This window comes from Variovorax sp. 38R (assembly GCF_014843395.1).
Taxonomy (GTDB): Bacteria; Pseudomonadota; Gammaproteobacteria; order Burkholderiales; family Burkholderiaceae_C; genus Variovorax; species Variovorax paradoxus_H.
The window spans coordinates 4,426,477-4,441,883 of record NZ_CP062121.1 but is presented as its reverse complement, the minus strand read 5'-3'; the positions used below and the strand labels follow the sequence as shown (position 1 = coordinate 4,441,883).

At 67.9% G+C, this 15,407-nt stretch carries 14 protein-coding genes; 10 read left to right on the top strand and 4 right to left on the bottom strand.

Annotated features, from left to right (window positions below):
• Positions 1 to 44: 44 nt before the first annotated feature.
• From IG196_RS20475 to IG196_RS20440, 8 genes are all read left to right on the top strand, one after another.
• Positions 45 to 1,379 carry a TolC family outer membrane protein gene (locus IG196_RS20475; protein ID WP_192192766.1) on the top strand — a complete coding sequence of 445 codons (1,335 nt, stop codon included), beginning with the start codon at positions 45 to 47 and terminating at the stop codon, positions 1,377 to 1,379.
• The gene (locus IG196_RS20470) at positions 1,376 to 3,568 is read left to right on the top strand and encodes a type I secretion system permease/ATPase (protein WP_192192765.1); all 2,193 of its coding nucleotides are present in this window, start codon (positions 1,376 to 1,378) and stop codon (positions 3,566 to 3,568) included. Before IG196_RS20475 ends, IG196_RS20470 begins: the two co-directional genes overlap by 4 nt.
• Positions 3,565 to 4,812, top strand: a complete 1,248-nt coding sequence (locus tag IG196_RS20465; protein WP_192192764.1) for an HlyD family efflux transporter periplasmic adaptor subunit — start codon at positions 3,565 to 3,567, stop codon at positions 4,810 to 4,812. The genes IG196_RS20470 and IG196_RS20465 overlap by 4 nt, the downstream gene beginning before the upstream one ends.
• Positions 4,813 to 4,878: 66 nt before the next feature.
• Complete coding sequence (gene bamE / locus IG196_RS20460; RefSeq protein ID WP_192192763.1) at positions 4,879 to 5,322, top strand: outer membrane protein assembly factor BamE; 444 nt, start codon at positions 4,879 to 4,881, stop codon at positions 5,320 to 5,322.
• A complete protein-coding gene (locus IG196_RS20455; protein WP_192192762.1) occupies positions 5,298 to 5,771 on the top strand; it encodes a hypothetical protein in 474 nt (157 codons plus the stop codon). Before bamE ends, IG196_RS20455 begins: the two co-directional genes overlap by 25 nt.
• A 108-nt stretch (positions 5,772 to 5,879) precedes the next feature.
• Positions 5,880 to 6,065 (top strand): hypothetical protein, encoded by a 186-nt coding sequence (locus IG196_RS20450; RefSeq protein ID WP_192192761.1) that lies wholly within the window; start codon positions 5,880 to 5,882, stop codon positions 6,063 to 6,065.
• Positions 6,066 to 7,104: 1,039 nt separating this feature from the next.
• Positions 7,105 to 8,082, top strand: coding sequence for an IS5 family transposase (locus IG196_RS20445; RefSeq protein ID WP_095947148.1), 978 nt, complete (start codon positions 7,105 to 7,107; stop codon positions 8,080 to 8,082).
• Between the two features lie 150 nt (positions 8,083 to 8,232).
• The gene (locus IG196_RS20440) at positions 8,233 to 9,006 is read left to right on the top strand and encodes an HNH endonuclease (RefSeq protein ID WP_192192760.1); all 774 of its coding nucleotides are present in this window, start codon (positions 8,233 to 8,235) and stop codon (positions 9,004 to 9,006) included.
• A 124-nt stretch (positions 9,007 to 9,130) separates the two neighbouring features.
• Here the strand turns inward: IG196_RS20440 and IG196_RS20435 are convergent, their stop codons facing one another.
• Genes IG196_RS20435 through IG196_RS20425 form a run of 3 tightly spaced genes read right to left on the bottom strand, consistent with a single transcriptional unit; the run spans position 9,131 to position 12,574 of the window.
• Entirely contained in the window at positions 9,131 to 10,474 is a 1,344-nt protein-coding gene (locus tag IG196_RS20435) for a sulfatase (RefSeq protein WP_192192759.1), read from the bottom strand.
• Between the two features lie 31 nt (positions 10,475 to 10,505).
• The gene (locus IG196_RS20430) at positions 10,506 to 11,531 is read right to left on the bottom strand and encodes a Bug family tripartite tricarboxylate transporter substrate binding protein (protein ID WP_225616747.1); all 1,026 of its coding nucleotides are present in this window, start codon (positions 11,529 to 11,531) and stop codon (positions 10,506 to 10,508) included.
• Between the two features lie 29 nt (positions 11,532 to 11,560).
• Positions 11,561 to 12,574 carry a Bug family tripartite tricarboxylate transporter substrate binding protein gene (locus tag IG196_RS20425; protein ID WP_192192758.1) on the bottom strand — a complete coding sequence of 338 codons (1,014 nt, stop codon included), beginning with the start codon at positions 12,572 to 12,574 and terminating at the stop codon, positions 11,561 to 11,563.
• A 153-nt stretch (positions 12,575 to 12,727) separates the two neighbouring features.
• Between IG196_RS20425 and IG196_RS20420 the strand changes: the two genes are divergently transcribed.
• On the top strand, positions 12,728 to 13,333 hold the full coding sequence (locus tag IG196_RS20420) for a MarR family winged helix-turn-helix transcriptional regulator (protein ID WP_192192757.1): 606 nt from the start codon (positions 12,728 to 12,730) through the stop codon (positions 13,331 to 13,333).
• On the opposite strand, the gene IG196_RS20415 is transcribed toward IG196_RS20420, so the two are convergent.
• A complete protein-coding gene (locus IG196_RS20415) occupies positions 13,305 to 14,330 on the bottom strand; it encodes a tripartite tricarboxylate transporter substrate binding protein (RefSeq protein ID WP_192192756.1) in 1,026 nt (341 codons plus the stop codon). The two genes, IG196_RS20420 and IG196_RS20415, sit on opposite strands and share 29 nt — an antisense overlap.
• A gap of 137 nt (positions 14,331 to 14,467) precedes the next feature.
• Here IG196_RS20415 and pcaQ point away from each other — a divergent pair, with 137 nt between their 5' ends.
• Positions 14,468 to 15,397 carry a pca operon transcription factor PcaQ gene (pcaQ, locus tag IG196_RS20410; protein WP_192192755.1) on the top strand — a complete coding sequence of 310 codons (930 nt, stop codon included), beginning with the start codon at positions 14,468 to 14,470 and terminating at the stop codon, positions 15,395 to 15,397.
• The last annotated feature ends 10 nt before the right edge of the window (positions 15,398 to 15,407 follow it).

Sequence of the window (15,407 nt, the reverse complement as noted above, 5' to 3'; positions counted from 1 at the left end):
GCCGCTTGCGGCGTCGGCACCTGGTGGTCCGCACGTCTTCACGAATGTTTGCTTCCCGTCATCTCCCGTCCGCAGCCGCGGGCCTTTTCTTCCTGCTCGCCGGCACGGCGGCACTCGCGCAAGCGAGCGCCGCCAACCCGCTGGGCATGACCGAGGCCGTGCGCCTGGCCGCCACCTCGCACCCGACCGTGCGCAACGCGGTCGGGCAGGCCCTGCAGGCGGGCGAGGGCATTGCGGCCGCGCGCTCGGGCTACTACCCGCAGGTCAGCGCCGGCCTCAGCGCGCGCACGGGCAACCGCCAGCTCCAGACCGACGGTCGCCGCCAGGTGCACCAGGCCTCGCTGTCGGTCACCCAGCTGCTGTACGACTTCGGCAAGGTGTCGAGCGCCGTGAACGAGGCTGAGGCTTCGGCCACGGCCGCGCGCGCCAAGCTGCTCGTGGCGGTCGACGACGTGGTGCGCGACACCGCGCAGGCATGGATCGAAGTGCATCGCCAGCAGGCGCTCGGCGAGATTGCGCAGGCCCAGGTGAAGGGCGTGCAGTCGCTGGCCGGCCTGGTGGGCGAGCGCCAGGCCAAGGGCGCGACCAGCCAGTCCGACGTGGCGCAGGCGCAGTCGCGCCTGGAGGCCGCACGTGCCCAGCAACTCAACACCGCGTCGCAGGCCGAGCGCTGGCGCCTCAACCTCATGCATCTGACCCAGGGCCGCGCACCGGCCGACATCGCCGGCGAAGCGTCGGCGCCGCTCGCGAGCGCCTGCGCCGCGCACCCGCAGACGGCCTTGCCCGCACCGACCGTGCAGATGGCGCAGGCCGAGCGCGACATGGCACAGGCCGCGCTGCGCGGTGCCGATGCGCAACTGCTGCCCACGCTGTCGCTGAACGCCGGCGTCAACCGGGGGCTCGAATCGGGCGCGCGGCTCGCCGGCCAGCCCGCCACCGAAAGCACGCTCACCGTCAACTTCAGCGCGCCGCTGTACGAAGGCGGGCGCAGCCAGGCCCGCCAGCGCGCCGCCGCGCACGCCGTCGAAGCGGCCGAGGCCGCGCTGGGCTATGCACAGCTCAGCGTGCGGCAGCGGCTCGAAGACGCGCGCGTGCAATCGCAAGGCCACGCGCAGCGCCTGCCCGTGCTCGCCGCGCGCGTGCACAGCACGCAGCGCACGCGCGACCTGTACCGCGAGCAGTACCTGCAGCTGGGCACGCGCTCGCTGCTCGACCTGCTCAATGCCGAGCAGGAGTTTCACGGCGCGCGCTTCGAGCAGGCCGAGAGCGCGCACGAAGTGCAGCGCCTCGCGGTCGAGTGCCTGTACCAGTCGGGCCGCCTGCGCGAGGCCTTCGGGCTGGTCGACGCAGGCGACCTCGTCGCCGGAGGCCAGCCATGACCGCCACCACCATGCCAGAGCTTTCTGCCGCGCGCGGCCCCGAGCTGCTCGCCGGTTGGGTCGATGCCGTGCTGGCCGTGGCCGCCCACTACCACCTCGACACCTCGCGCGAACGCATCCGCGGCGCCGCCGCATGGAGCGACCACGAAGACATCGGCGAGCGCGTGCGCCAGATGGCCCGCCAGGCCGGGCTCACCGTGCGCCAGGTTGCGCCGCGCCTGGACACCCTGAGCCCCTGGCGCCTGCCCGTGGTGCTGCAGCTGCGCGACGGGCAGGTGGCCGTGGTCACCGCCATCTCGGCGCAGGGCCTGCGCGTGATGCTCGGTGGCGACCAGGGCGCAGAAACCGTCTGCACGATCGACGAGCTGCAACCCGCGCTCGAAGCCATGGCCGTGCTGCGGCCCGCGCAATCGGCACCCGACTCGCGCGTCGACGCCTACATCCGCCCCGTCGAGCCGCACTGGCTGCGCCAGATCGTGCTGGCCGACTGGCGGCCCTACGCCCACATCCTCGTCGCGTCGCTGGCCTACAACCTGATGGCGCTGGCCGGCACCTTGTTCTCGATGCAGGTGTACGACCGCGTCGTGCCCGCGCAGTCGCTGCCCACGCTGCATGTGCTGTTCGGCGGCGTGCTGCTGTCGATCGCGTTCAGCTGGGTCATGCGCGGCGCGCGCATGCGCATCACCGACGTGGTGGGCAAGCGCGCCGACCTGCGCATTTCAGACCGCGTGTTCGGCCACGCGCTGCGCGTGCGCGGCTCGGCACGCCCGCGCGCCACCGGCACCTTCATCTCGCAGCTGCGCGAGCTGGAGCCTGTGCGCGAAATGCTCACGTCGACGACCGTGGCGGCCGTGGCCGACCTGCCGTTCTTCTTCGTGTTCTGCGTGCTCTTCTGGTTCATTGCCGGCTGGCTCGTGCTCGTGCCGCTGGCCGCGTGCGTGCTGCTGCTCGTGCCCAGCCTGCTGGCGCAGCCGCGCCTGCGTGCGCTGGCCCAGGCGGGCATGCGCGAATCGTCGCTGCGCAACGCCATGCTGGTCGAGGCCGTGCAGGGCATCGACGACATCAAGGTGCTGCAGGCCGAGCCGCGCTTCCAGAACCAGTGGAACCACTACAACGCCGTCAACGCCGACTCGGGCCTGCAACTGCGCGCGCTGCTCAACACCCTGAGCAACTGGACGCAGACCGTGCAGGGCGGCGCCTTCGCCTTCGTCGTGTTCTTCGGCGCACCGCTGGTGATGGACGGCCACATGAGCACCGGCGTGCTCGTGGCCGCGTCGATCTTGTCGACCCGCATGCTCGCGCCGCTGGCCGGCGTGACGCAGGTGCTCAACCGCTGGCAGCAGGCCAAGGTGGCCGGCGAGTCGCTCGACCAGCTCATGAAGCTCCCGGTCGACCACCCGCCCCACGAGACGCGCGTGCACCGGCCCGCCGTGCAGGGCGACTACACGCTGCGCGACGCCGTCTTCAGCCACGACGGCCAGACCACCGCGCTGCACGTGAAGGCACTGCACATTGGCGCCGGCGAACGCATTGCCGTGCTCGGGCGCAACGGCGCGGGCAAGTCGACGCTGCTGCAGGCGCTGTCGGGCCTCGTCGAACCGCGTGCGGGCAGCGTGGTGCTCGACGGCGTGTCGATGGCCCACATCGACCCCGCCGACGTGCGCCGCGACGTCGGGCTGCTCGCGCAAGACGCGCGCCTGTTCCACGGCACCCTGCGCGAGAACCTGCAGATGGGCACGCCCCACGCCACCGACGCCGAACTGATCACGGCCCTGCAAGCCACCGGCGCCTGGGCCTTCGTGCGCCGCCTGCCCACCGGGCTGGACCATCCGCTGCTCGAAGGCGGGCGCGGCCTTTCGGGCGGCCAGCGCCAGAGCCTGCTGCTCGCGCGGCTCATGTTGCGCCGCCCCAGCGTGCTGCTGCTCGACGAGCCCACCGCCTCGCTCGACGAAGTGGCCGAGCGCGAAGTGATCGAACAATTGCGCGCGCTGTCCGCAGGCCGCACGCTGGTGCTGGCCACGCACCGCCCGGCCGTGCTCGAAGCGGTGGACCGCATCCTCGTGGTGGACGGCGGCACCGTCGTGCTCGACGGCCCGCGCGACCAGGTGATGGCGCGGCTGCGCCAGGGCGCGGCCGCATCGCGCGAGACCACGGCCCCCGCAGGCCATGGCAAGGAGACGCAGGCATGAACACCGTGACATTGACCAACAAGGCACAAGTGCAAGTGCCGACCGCACCTGCTGTATCCACCGCCACCGTGTGGGGCCCCGGCGGCGCCGACGACTTCGACGAGGCCCGCGCCAGCGGCTCCGCACGCGTCGTCTGGTTCGTCGCGCTCTTTCTGCTCGCGTTCTTCGTGTGGGCCTGGTGCTTCGAGATCGACGAGGTGTCCAGCGGCATGGGCAAGGTGATTCCCAGCTCGCGCGAGCAGCGCATCCAGTCGCTCGAAGGCGGCATCCTTGCCGAGCTGCGTGTGCACGAAGGCCAGATCGTCGAGAAGGGCCAGGTGCTCGCACAGCTCGACCCGACGCGCGGCGAATCGAGCGTGGAAGAAACCGCCGCGCGCTACCGCGCCGCACTGGCCAGCAGCGTGCGCCTGCGCGCCGAGGTGGAAGGGCGCAGCAGCCTGCAGTTCCCTGGCGAGCTGAAGGCACACGCGCAACTGGTCGACTCCGAAAGCGCGCTCTTCCGCTCGCGGCAGGGCAGCTTGCGCGACACCACGGCCGGCCTGGGCCAGGCGCTTTCGCTCGTGCGCAAAGAGCTCGACATCACGCGCTCGCTGCAGGTGAGCGGCGCGGCCAGCAACGTTGAACTCATCCGCCTGCAGCGCCAGGCCGCCGACCTGGAGCTGAAGATTTCCGAGGCGCGATCGAACTACATGGTGCGCAGCCGCGAAGAACTCGCCAAGGCCGATGCCGAGGTGAAATCTTTGTCGTCCGTGGTGCGTGGGCGTGCCGACTCGCTCGAGCGGCTCACGCTCAACTCGCCCGTGCGCGGCATCGTCAAGAGCTTGCAGGTCACCACCATCGGCGGCGTCGTGCCGCCCAACGGCTCGCTGCTGACGCTCGTGCCGCTGGACGACCAGTTGCTGGTCGAGGCGCGTATTTCGCCGCGCGACATCGCCTTCATGCGGCCCGGGCAGGAGGCGCAGATCAAGATCACCGCCTACGACTACGCGGTGTACGGCGGCCTTAAGGGCCGCGTCGTGACCATCGCGCCCGACACCCAGCGCGACGAGGTCAAGCCCGAGATCGTGTACTACCCCGTGCTCGTGCGCACCGACTCCGACGCGCTCACCGACAAGGCCGGCCGCCGCATGCCCATCGTGCCCGGCATGGTGACCACCGCCGACATCCGCACCGGCCGCAAGACCGTGTGGGACTACCTGACCAAGCCGCTGAACAAGGCGCGCGAAGCCATGCGTGAGCGCTGACCCGCGCGCGCTCATCTTTCCCGACAAACCCATCCGACACCCATCTGACCCAAGAGGACGCTAGCCATGAACAAGACCCCGCACGCATCACCCGCCGTTGCCACCTTCGTGCTCGCCGCCGCGCTGCTCGGCGCCGCCACCCCTGCCGTGGCCCGCGACAACCCCGTCGACCCCGTGAGCAACCCCGACAAGCTGGACTACCGCGACGTCGAGGCGCGCCGCCCCGACTTCAAGGAGCCCTTTCTGCGCGACGGCGTCGTGTCGCGGCCCGAGCGCTTTCGCGAGATCAAGCCCGGCCTCAACCAGGCCCAGGTGCTCGCCGTGCTCGGGCAGGCGCTGAAGCAACAGCGCGGCGCGCTCGGCACCGAGTGGGACTACCACTTCAAGTTCCAGATGCCCCAGTCGGCCAACTACCTCGTGTGCCAGTACAAGGTCGTGTTCGACGACAGCCAGGCCGTGCGCAGCGCCGTGTGGCGCCGCCGCCAATGCCTGGACCTGCTGCCGCGCTGAGTCTCATCGGCAGCAGCAGCAACAACAGCAACATCAGCCACATCGGTCAGCAGCAGCCCATGCCTCGCGACTCCACGCGCGCGCCCCGTCCCTACGAGGCCTTCGTGTACGGCAACTCCGCCGACGAGCCGACGCGGCTGGCCGAGCGTTGCCTGGAGGTGATCGAGGGCACGCTGAAAAGCGTCGACCGCGTCGTGGCCTGCCTGCGCGCCGCCGAGCTGGAACACGGCATCGGCATCCCGGCCATGACGCGCGCGCAGATCACCGACGCCGCCGAATGGCGCCGCGCCAAGCTGCAGGGCCTGCTGGCCGTGAAGCTGCAGCTCACGAACCGCGGCGGCGACATCCATCTGGTGGACGACCTGCACCTGGTCGTGCGGCTCAAGTCGCGCCTCACCGCGCCCGGCGGCTTTCTGCCGGGCCTGTACCACCGCATGCCCCATGGCTGACGTGGATGACACGGCCGTTGCGGTGGATGCAGCCCGCTGCAGGGGGCTTTGTCTTCTTCTTGCGTTCAACGACGACCACGCCCGCACGGCCGCCCCGGGAGACGCGCCGTGATCCGCCGCACCAAGCGCTTTCGCAGAAACCTCTACCGGTTGAGCGACGTGGCGCTGTGGCTGCTCCTCGCCGTCTTCGTCGCGTTGGCGGTCGATGCGTTGGCGGCCCGCGGCGCCAGCCAGGCCGGCTACGTGGACGGCCACGAGAGCAGCGAAGCCGAGCGCGCCACGCACGCGCACTAGTTAGCGGTCAGCCCCGAGCCGAACCTCGCTTCGCCTCGTCTCCGGTGAAGCCCAAAAACCGGGGCCCCTCAGATATCTCGTCGATTCGAGGAATCCTCGACGAATTCTTTTCTCTTGCGCGGCTTCGCTTCTCTACAGTGAATGCCCCCGTGACAAGACGGCCCGCTGTAGCGGCCGACGAACCCCGTGAAAGGAAACGCCTTCTCCCCATGCATCCATTGATCGATTGACGAGCGAGTGAATGAACCGCCTTGCCTCACGGCGGGTGTCGATGCCTCTTTGTGAAGCAGAGACACGAATGTGAGGCACAAAAGGCGACGGCCAGGGTGCGTGAACACCCTGACCGTCTAACCAAGAGACGTGCAAACACTTTGGAAAGAGAGCACACCAATGGCTGATCGAATTATGGCCGGGCGTTCTACGCCCCAATCTCCCCGCCGCAAGAGCGGGGCGACACCTCCATCCACCCCCACAGGTGAAGACGCCCGAGACCTCCTCGAAATCAAACTGGCCCAGCTGAACTCGCTGCTGTGGTGCTGCTACGGCGACGGCAACGGCTGGTTCGAGGAAGCCGGAGAGAAACACCGGGATCACATGCTGTGGATTGCAGCGGATCTGGCTAGGGAGGCGGAGAGGTTGTTGGGGGAGAGCGGGAGGGGGTAGGGGTGGATTGCTCGTTCGCCGCGTCCAGGCGGCGGCTCACCTTTGGGATACGCCATGCTGAATCGAATAGTTGAGATCGGGGCCTCAACCTGACGCTAGAGGAGGCCGCTTGCTATCACCAAAGACTTGAATTGTGGCAACTAACGCCTTTAAAGCGGAACTGGCCGCGGACCGAGCAACTTAGACGGTAGTTTCGGGTCGGATTTGGTGGGGCAAAACGTTCTGGACATGCGATGCGCGCACTAACGTCGTGGAGAAACTAAATGAGCAATACATCGCTGCCTGCGATGTAGCCCGGGATGTCTTTGCTAGGGAAGGTCTGATCAAGAGCACGTTTCTTGCATGAAGGACTGAACCTTGCAAAGGAGCACGAGCGATGAGCCAGATCAGTTTTGCGGATGCGGAGCAAGCGGGCAAGAGGAAGAAGACCAGGCGCGAAGTCTTCCTTGCCGAGATGGAACTGGTGGTGCCGTGGAAGGCGCTGCTCAAAGTCATCGAGCCCCACTATCCAGTGGCGGGCCGAGGCCGTCGGCCCTACCCGCTGCAAGCCATGCTGCGCGTGCACCTGATGCAGAACTGGTTCGCTCTGAGCGACCCGGCGATGGAAGAAGCCCTGTATGAGATCGCCTCGCTGCGCACGTTCGCCGGACTCGGCCTGGAGGCGATCCCCGATGAGACGACCATCCTGAACTTCCGTCACCTGCTGGAAGCCAGCGATCTGGCCGAAGACATCTTCAAGCAGGTCAACGCCCACCTGGCCAGGAAGGGATTGCTCCTGAAGCGCGGCTCCATCGTGGACGCAACCATCATTGCGGCGCCCAGCTCCACCAAGAACAGTACCGGCGAGCGAGACCCCGAGATGCACCAGACGAAGAAGGGCAACCAGTGGCACTTCGGGATGAAGGCGCACATCGGCGTGGACGCCGAGTCGGGACTGGTGCATACCGTGACGGCGACGGCCGCCAATGAAGCGGACGTGGAACAGGTGGCGGACTTGCTGCATGGCAAGGAAGAGCAGGTGTGGGCCGACTCGGGCTATCGGGGCGCGCAGGCGCGGGTGAAGCGCGATGTGCAGTGGCACATCGCGGGCCGGCCCAGCGACATGGCGAAGATGCCCGAGGGACGTGCCAAGGCCCGAGCGCGCAAGAACGAATATGAGAAGGCCAGCGTGCGGGCAAAGGTGGAGCATCCGTTCCGGGTGATCAAGCGCCAGTTCGGCTTGGTGAGGGTGAGGTTCAAAGGACTGGCCAAGAACACGGCGCACGTGATCACGCTGTTTGCTTTGTCCAATCTGTGGATGGCGCGCAAGAAACTGATGGCGATGACGGGACAGGTGCGTCTGCAAACAGTCTGAGGGCACTGGATGAGGGGTAGACCTCATCGACTCGGGGCATCTGGCGGCGCGATTCGTCTCCATGCACACCATTGGCCTTCATCGCACGCCGATCGGTGACCTGTTCAGACCTTCCCTAGAAAAATCACGCGTCAGGCGGGACTAGCTCAGTTGATCGCTGAGCAGGAAATGGCAGAGGGCACAGCGAGTGCCCTCATCAACAACTTCCGTTGCCTGATGACGGGTACGCCGATCAAGGCCCCCATGAGCGCTGGCGGCATGGAGCATTTCACCGACACCATCTTGTCGATGAAAGGCGGTGATGCGTTAAAGAATATCGTCTTGGCCCTGGAAGGATTCATCCAATATTCAAAGAGTCAGTGGGGCAATGAGGCACTTGGCATGCAGCGGATTCTGGCTCGACTGCAGCAGGAGGAGGTCGAGTCAACGTTGAGCAAGTCAATGGACCAAGCCGTGAGGGAGCTGTATGGTGCGGCGGACTCTCAGAGCGTTCCGGATGAAAAGGCGACTGAAGTCTTAAGGGAGATCTGGGTTCGCGGACCGCAGCACGCGGCGTTTCGCAGAGCGCTCTTGCGACGTTGGAATCGGGCCTGTTCGGTCCATGGGGTTGCTTGCAATGATCACCTGCGAGCCTCGCACATCGTTGCTTGGCGGTCGGACGAGGCGATCCGGGGTGACGTGAACAATGGGCTTCTGCTGTCTGTGCCGTTGGACAGCCTGTTTGACCGTGGGCTGATCTCCTTCTCCTCCGAAGGGGAGATGCTTTTCTCGAAGCAACTCGCGAAAGAGACAAAGACGCACTTCGGATTGCGCCCCGAGTTGCGAATCGCGTGGTCGCATCTACCCGGCGCGACGCAAGACCAGATCCGTCGAAACCTCGCGAGGCATCGCGAGACGTATTCGGCGCTGCACGGCTATCTATAGAGACTGGTCAAGGCCTGTAGCGTGTCGGACGGAGTTCCGCCGCGCTGGGATATTTCGTTTTGCTCGACTTGTCGTAGCCCCGCTACGACAAGTCGAACAAATCCAAACCGTCACCGCGAGAACGTCAGCGCTGCGGCATGTCCTTAACCGAATACCCCAGGCTCACAGTCGCATCCTCCGGAATCGCAGGCATCGTCGAATTCCAAGCCTGCCACTGCGTCCGCATCGCCTCCAGCCGCTGCGGCTCCTTCTTCCCCAGGTTCGCGCGTTCGCGCTCATCGGCCGGAATGTTGAACAGGTACTCGTTGCCGTCGACCTTCAGGTACTTCCAGTCGCCGTCGCGCATCGCTTCCTGGCCGCGGTGGTTCATGCGCCAGTGCAGGGGGCGGCGGAAGGTTTGGGTGGCGTCTTTCAGCACGGGCATGAGCGACACGCCGTCGAGCGGGTACGCTGCGTCGCCCTTCACGCCGGCGGCGTCGAGCATGGTGGCCGACCAGTCCATGGTCATGCACAGCTGGGTGCTCTCGCCGCCCTTGGCAATCACCTTCGGCCAATGCGCAATCCATGGCACGCGGATGCCGCCTTCGGTCAAGTCCATCTTGCCGCCGACCAGTGGCCAGTTGTCCGAAAAGCGCTCGCCGCCGTTGTCGCTGGTGAACACGACGAGGGTGTTGTCGGCCATGCCGTGCTTTTCGAGCGCGGCCATGATCCAGCCGATGCCCTCGTCCATGTGATGGATCATGCGGCGGTACACATGAATGTTGCCGCCCGACAGGTCGAACAGGTTGTCTTTCACGAGCGGCGCCTTGTCGGCGTCGTCGCGGGTTTCCCACGGCCAGTGGGGTGCGGTGTAGTGCAGGCTGAGGAAGAAGGGCGCTTCTTGCGTGGCCATGCGCTCGACGTAGTCGACGGCGCGCTTGGACAGCACGTCGGTCAGGTAGCCCTCGTCGTCCTTGTGCTCTTCTTCGCCGTACCAGAGGTCGTGGCGGCCGGCTGAATCGCAGTGGGTGAAGTAGTCGACACCGCCCGACATGGGGCCGAAGAATTCTTCATACCCCGAGCGCAGCGGGCCGAAGCTGGGCGGGTAGCCCAGGTGCCACTTGCCGATGAGCGCGGTCTTGTAGCCGCTGTCTTTCAGCAGCGACGGCAGGGTGGGGTGCTCGGTGGGCAGGCCCAAGGTGGTGCTGCCGCGGCTCTTGCTGTTGATGGGCTCTTCGGCCGCGCCGCGCAGGCGGTACTGGTACCGCGCGGTGATCATCGCGAAGCGCGTGGGCGAGCACACGGGCGAGTTCGAGTAGCCCTGCGTGAGCTTCAAGCCGTTGGCGGCCAGGCCGTCGAGCACGGGCGACACGCGGCCGAACGGCGCGTCGCGGCCGCCGTAGCAGCCCAGGTCGGCATAGCCGAGGTCGTCGGCCACGATGAAGATGATGTTGGGGCGGGTGCTGCCGTTGCTGCTGCGTGTGGTCATAGGTCGCTGGAAGGTTGGTTCTCTTCTTCAATCAGGGCTGGTAACCGGACTTCTGCACGACCGGTGCCCACTGCGCCTTGTAGGCCTTGAGCATCGCGGCGGTCTGCGCCTGGGTGCTCACCACCGGCGTCATGCCGGCGTCCTTGAACTTGCGTTGGGTGTCGGGGTCTTGCATCACGGCGTGGATGGTGGTGGCCAGGCGCTCAACCTTGTCCTTGGGCATGGTGGCCGGCGCGAAGAAGGTGTTCCAGCCGGTGGCGGCGAGGTCGAGGCCGGCTTCCTTGAAGGTCGGAATATTCGGCGCGAAGGGCGAGCGCTTTTCGCCCGACAGCGCCAGGATGCGCAGCTTGCCGGCGTTGTGCTGCGGCAGCACGACGTCTTCGGTGTCGACGGCAATGGGCACTTGGCCACCGATCAAATCATTCAGCAGCGGGGCGGAGCCGCGGTAGCCCACCACCTGGGTCTGCACCTTGGCCTTCTCGCCCACCATGAGGCCGAAGAAGTGCGGCAGGCTGCCGGTGGCGGGCACGCCTACGTTGGCCTGCTGCGGGTTGGCGCGCATCCATGCGAGCAAATGGTTCAGCTCGCGCACGGGCAGGGTGGGCGACACGGCCAGCGCAAAGTCGTAGGCGTTGACGTGCGACACGGGCACGAAGTCGCGCTCGGGCTCGTAGCCGTTGTCCTTGAAGACGAGCGGCGCCACGATCATCACGGCGGGGTTGGCGAGCATCAACACGTTCTGGCCGGCGGGCGTGGCCTTGACCTGCTGCGCAGCCAAACGGCCGCCTGCGCCGGGTTTGTTCTCGACGATGACGGGCACGCCGAGCTTGGCCGTGAGCTTGTCGCCCACGATGCGCGCCACGCGGTCGGTGGCGCCGCCGGGCGCGTAGCCGACAACGATGCGCAGCGGGCTGTCGAGTGCGGCCTGTGCGCGTGCGAGCGTGGGAGCGGCGATGGCCGCCACGACACCGGCCATGGCCAGCAAGGCGGCGAGGCGACGGCGCGTGGGGGTGAAAGAAGAGGAAGCGAAAGAAGCGGAGAGGGTGCGCGGGATCATGAAGGGTGTCCTGGTTGTCTATCGGTCGGTCAGTCGTTGGCCTGGAAGTTCACGGCCTTCATGATGCCGGCCCAGCGGGCGATGTCTTCGCGCATGGTCTTCACGAGCGCATCGGGGCCGTCGGCCACGGGGTACATGCCGTTCTGCAGCAGCTGCTGGCGCACGTCGCGCGAGTTCACGGCGCGGATGATTTCTGCGCGCAGTTTCTCGGCGGTGGCGGGCGGCGTCTTCAGCGGCGCGTAGTAGGCGAACCATGCGGTGGCCACCACGTCCTTGTAGCCGCTCTCGACGAAGCTGGGCAGCTGCGGCATGAGCGGCGAGCGCTTGTCGCCGCTGGTGGCCAGCACTTTCACGCGGCCGGTGGGCAGCATCTGCTGCGCGCCGCCGATGGTGTCGAAGTACACGGGCACGGTGCCGCCCATGACGTCCTGGCGCGCGGGCGTGGAGCCGCGGTAGGGCACGTGAACCATCTTCAGGCCGGCCGCGCGGTTGAGCATTTCGCCCAGAAAGTGCGAGGGCGTGCCGGCGCCGTACGAGCCAAAGCTGACCTTGTCGCCCTGCGCCTTGGCCCAGGTGATGAACTCGGCCAGCGTGTTGGCGGGTACGTCCTTGTGCACGGTGAGCGCCAGCTCGAAGCGCGCGGCGTTCACGAGCGGCACGAAGTCTTTGATGGGGTCGTACGACAGGTTGCGGTAGGCGCTGGGGAACATGGTCATCATGCTCGCGGTGCCCAGCAGCAGGGTGTGGCCGTCGGGCGCCGCGGTCTTCACGGCCTCCACGGCAATGCGGCCGGCCGCGCCCGAGCGGTTGTCGATGATGAGCGGGCCGAGCGAGTCGCGCACCTGGTGGGCGATGGCGCGGGTCAGCACGTCCTGCGTGCCGCCGGCGGGCACGCCGATGAGCACCTTGATGGGCTGGCCGGGGGTGAAGGCGGCCGGCTGCTGTGCCATGGCGAAAGGCGCAAATGACGCGAGGGGTGCAAGGGCCAGCCCGCCAAGGGTGGTCAGGGTGCGGCGGCGGGTCGGGTCGGGAAGCTGGGGCATCGTCAATGTCTCCGGGTCTCGTTCGGCGTACTGCAGGGGGCGGTGCGTGGCCGGGGCGGCTGGCCGCGGCTGCGGACGATTCTGGAGACGCTACAGTCGATTGATCAAATCAACCATCGCCCGGATTTACCCGGCCTTTCGAGACGCCACCCCATGACCGAAGACGCCGCCACCCCGCCGCGCCGCCCGCTGGACGACCTGCTGCTGTACCGGCTGTCACGCCTGCTCGCGGTGGCGGGCAGCATGGTGATCCGGCTGTGCGAGGGCCGCTTCGGCATCACGCGGCGCGAGTGGCGGCTGATCGCGGTGCTGGCCAGCCGGGGCGAGCTGGGCTCGTCGCAACTGGCCGAGGCTGCCCAGCTCGACCGGGCGCGCACCTCGAAGGCGGTGGGCTCGCTGGTCGCCAAGCGGCTGGTGTCGCGCACGGCGCTGGCGGGCGACCGGCGGCAGGTGCGGCTGGGCCTTACGGCGACGGGGCAGGCGCTGTACGACGAGCTGTTTCCGCTGGTGACGCGCATCAATGCCGAGCTGATGGGCACGCTCGACGCAGACGAGGCCGCGCGCTTCGACGACGCGCTGCTCCGGCTGCAGGCGCACGCCGAAACCATGGTCGCGCAGGCGGTGCTGCCCAAGGCCGACCGGGGGCGCCACGCGGCGGCGGCTGCGGCGGCAGCAGCAGCAGGCAACGGCAAGAAGAACCACACGACGCGCACCGGCAAGGCCAAGGCCGTCAGTCCACCTTCATCCCGGTCGCCTTGACGATGCGGCCGTAGCGCACCTGCGCCGTGGCCAGGCGCGTGGCGGCGGCTGCATCGGTTTCGGCGAGCGGCACCATGTCGAGCGAGGCCAGGCGGCTCTTGAGTTCGGGCAAGGCCAGCGCCTTGTGCAGTGACTGGCGCAGGGTCTGCATCACGGGCTCGGGCGTGGCGGCTGGCACCATGGCGAGGTAGAGCACTTCGAACTCGAGGTCTTTCAGGCCCAGCTCGCCCACGGTGGGCACCTCGGGCAGCAGCGGGGCGCGCTGGCGGCCGGTCACGGCCAGGGCGCGCAGCTTGCCGGCCTGGATGTGCGGCAGCACGCCGGGCGTGGCGACGATGCCGGTCTGCACCTCGTTGCCCAGCATGGCCATCACGGCCGGGGCGTTGCCCTTGTAGGGCACGTGCACGATCTTCGCGCCGGTCGCGCCCGCAAAGATCTCGGCGGCAATGTGGCCCGGGCTGCCGTTGCCGGCCGAGCTGAAGGTGGCGGGCTCGGCCTTGGCCTGGGTGATGAAGTCAGGCAGCGTCTTGGCCTTCACCGACGCGGCGGTGGTGAAGCTCAGGCCCGACGAGCTGAAGATCATCAGCGGCTTGAGGTCTTTGGCCGCGAAGGGCATCGACGCATACAGGTGCGGGTTGATGGTGAAGGTGCTGTCGATGCCCAGCAGCACGGTGTAGCCGTCGGCCGGGCTCTTGGCCACGGCGTCGGCGCCGATGTTGCCGCCCGCGCCGGGGCGGTTGTCGACCACGAAGGGCTGCTTCAGGTCTTTCTGCAGTGCGTCGGCCAGCGCGCGCCCGAGGATGTCGAGGGGGCCGCCGGCCGGGAAGTTGACGAGGAACTTCACGGGCTTGGCGGGGTAGGTCGCCTGGGCGTGTGCGGCCGGTGCGGCGAGGCCGAGGGCCAGCGCGGCGCAGGCGGCTGCGAGCGAGAGGCGGCGGCGCGCGCCGAAGGAAGAGGACGGCTTCGAGGTCGACTTCGAGGAAAGGATCGTGGTCATGGGCTGCTTTGTCTGTCTCCGTATCCACGGGACTCTAGAAGGGTGTGCGGCGCGGCACAACTGAACTCTCTTCTGCCAGCTATTCCCTCTGGTTATATTTGAAAGCGTGTCGCCCCACGGGCATCGAGGAGAACCGCATGTCAGCCATGAACTTTGAGCGCCTGAAGATGCGCCACCTGCAATGCCTCGTCATGGTGGCGCAGGAGCGCAACCTGGTGCGCGCGGCCGAGGCGCTGTCGCTCACGCAGCCGGCGGTGTCGAAGACGGTGGCCGAGCTCGAAGAGATCGTCGGGCGCCAGCTGTTGCTGCGCCGCCGCCGCGGCGTGGAGCTCACGCCGGCCGCCGAGGTGCTGGTGCGGCACGCCGTCTCGGCGCTGCGCGGCCTGCGCGAAGGCCTGGGCCTGGCAATGGACCAGCCCGAGGCCGATCAGCTGCGCGTGGTGGTCGGCGCTTTGCCCAACATGGCGGCGCACCTGCTGCCCGAGGCGGTCGCGCGGCTGCATGCGGCGCACCCGGCGATGCGCGTGCGCGTGGTGAGCGGCACCAACGCGCAGCTGATGACGCAGCTGCGCCAGGGCGAAATCGACCTCGTTCTGGGCCGGCTCGCTCAAGCCTCGGCCATGGCCGACCTGGCTTTCGAGCAGCTTTACAGCGAGGTGCTGCTGCTGGTGGTTCGGCCTGGCCATCCGCTGGCCTCGCGGCGCAAGCCCACGCTCGACGCGCTGGCCGCCTACCCGCTGGTGCTGCCGGTGTCGGGCACGTTGATCCGGCACACGGCCGACGCCTTCCTGATCGCGCGAGGCCTCGCGCTGCCGGCCTGGCTGGTGGAAGCGACCGACACCAGCTTTGCCCTGAGCCTGCTGCAGCGCTCCGACGCGGTGTGGTTTGCGCCGCAGGGCGCGGTGGAAGGCTTGGTGGCGCGCGGGGAGTTGAAGCGCGTGGCGATCGACACGGCGAGCACCGAAGGCCCGGTGGGCGTGACCGTGCGGCGCGGCGGCGAGACGGGCGAGGGCGCGCGGCTGCTGCTGGACACCATCCGGGGCATTGCGGCCACGCGCGCTCCCTGAAGGGTTGCTT

Coding starts and splice junctions, on each gene's coding strand:
- IG196_RS20475 (WP_192192766.1), top strand. CDS start 45: ATGTTTGCTTCCCGTCATCTCCCGTCCGCAGCCGCGGGCCTTTTCTTC.
- IG196_RS20470 (WP_192192765.1), top strand. CDS start 1,376: ATGACCGCCACCACCATGCCAGAGCTTTCTGCCGCGCGCGGCCCCGAG.
- IG196_RS20465 (WP_192192764.1), top strand. CDS start 3,565: ATGAACACCGTGACATTGACCAACAAGGCACAAGTGCAAGTGCCGACC.
- bamE (WP_192192763.1), top strand. CDS start 4,879: ATGAACAAGACCCCGCACGCATCACCCGCCGTTGCCACCTTCGTGCTC.
- IG196_RS20455 (WP_192192762.1), top strand. CDS start 5,298: ATGCCTGGACCTGCTGCCGCGCTGAGTCTCATCGGCAGCAGCAGCAAC.
- IG196_RS20445 (WP_095947148.1), top strand. CDS start 7,105: ATGAGCCAGATCAGTTTTGCGGATGCGGAGCAAGCGGGCAAGAGGAAG.
- IG196_RS20435 (WP_192192759.1), bottom strand. CDS start 10,474: ATGACCACACGCAGCAGCAACGGCAGCACCCGCCCCAACATCATCTTC.
- IG196_RS20430 (WP_225616747.1), bottom strand. CDS start 11,531: ATGATCCCGCGCACCCTCTCCGCTTCTTTCGCTTCCTCTTCTTTCACC.
- IG196_RS20425 (WP_192192758.1), bottom strand. CDS start 12,574: ATGCCCCAGCTTCCCGACCCGACCCGCCGCCGCACCCTGACCACCCTT.
- IG196_RS20420 (WP_192192757.1), top strand. CDS start 12,728: ATGACCGAAGACGCCGCCACCCCGCCGCGCCGCCCGCTGGACGACCTG.
- IG196_RS20415 (WP_192192756.1), bottom strand. CDS start 14,330: ATGACCACGATCCTTTCCTCGAAGTCGACCTCGAAGCCGTCCTCTTCC.
- pcaQ (WP_192192755.1), top strand. CDS start 14,468: ATGTCAGCCATGAACTTTGAGCGCCTGAAGATGCGCCACCTGCAATGC.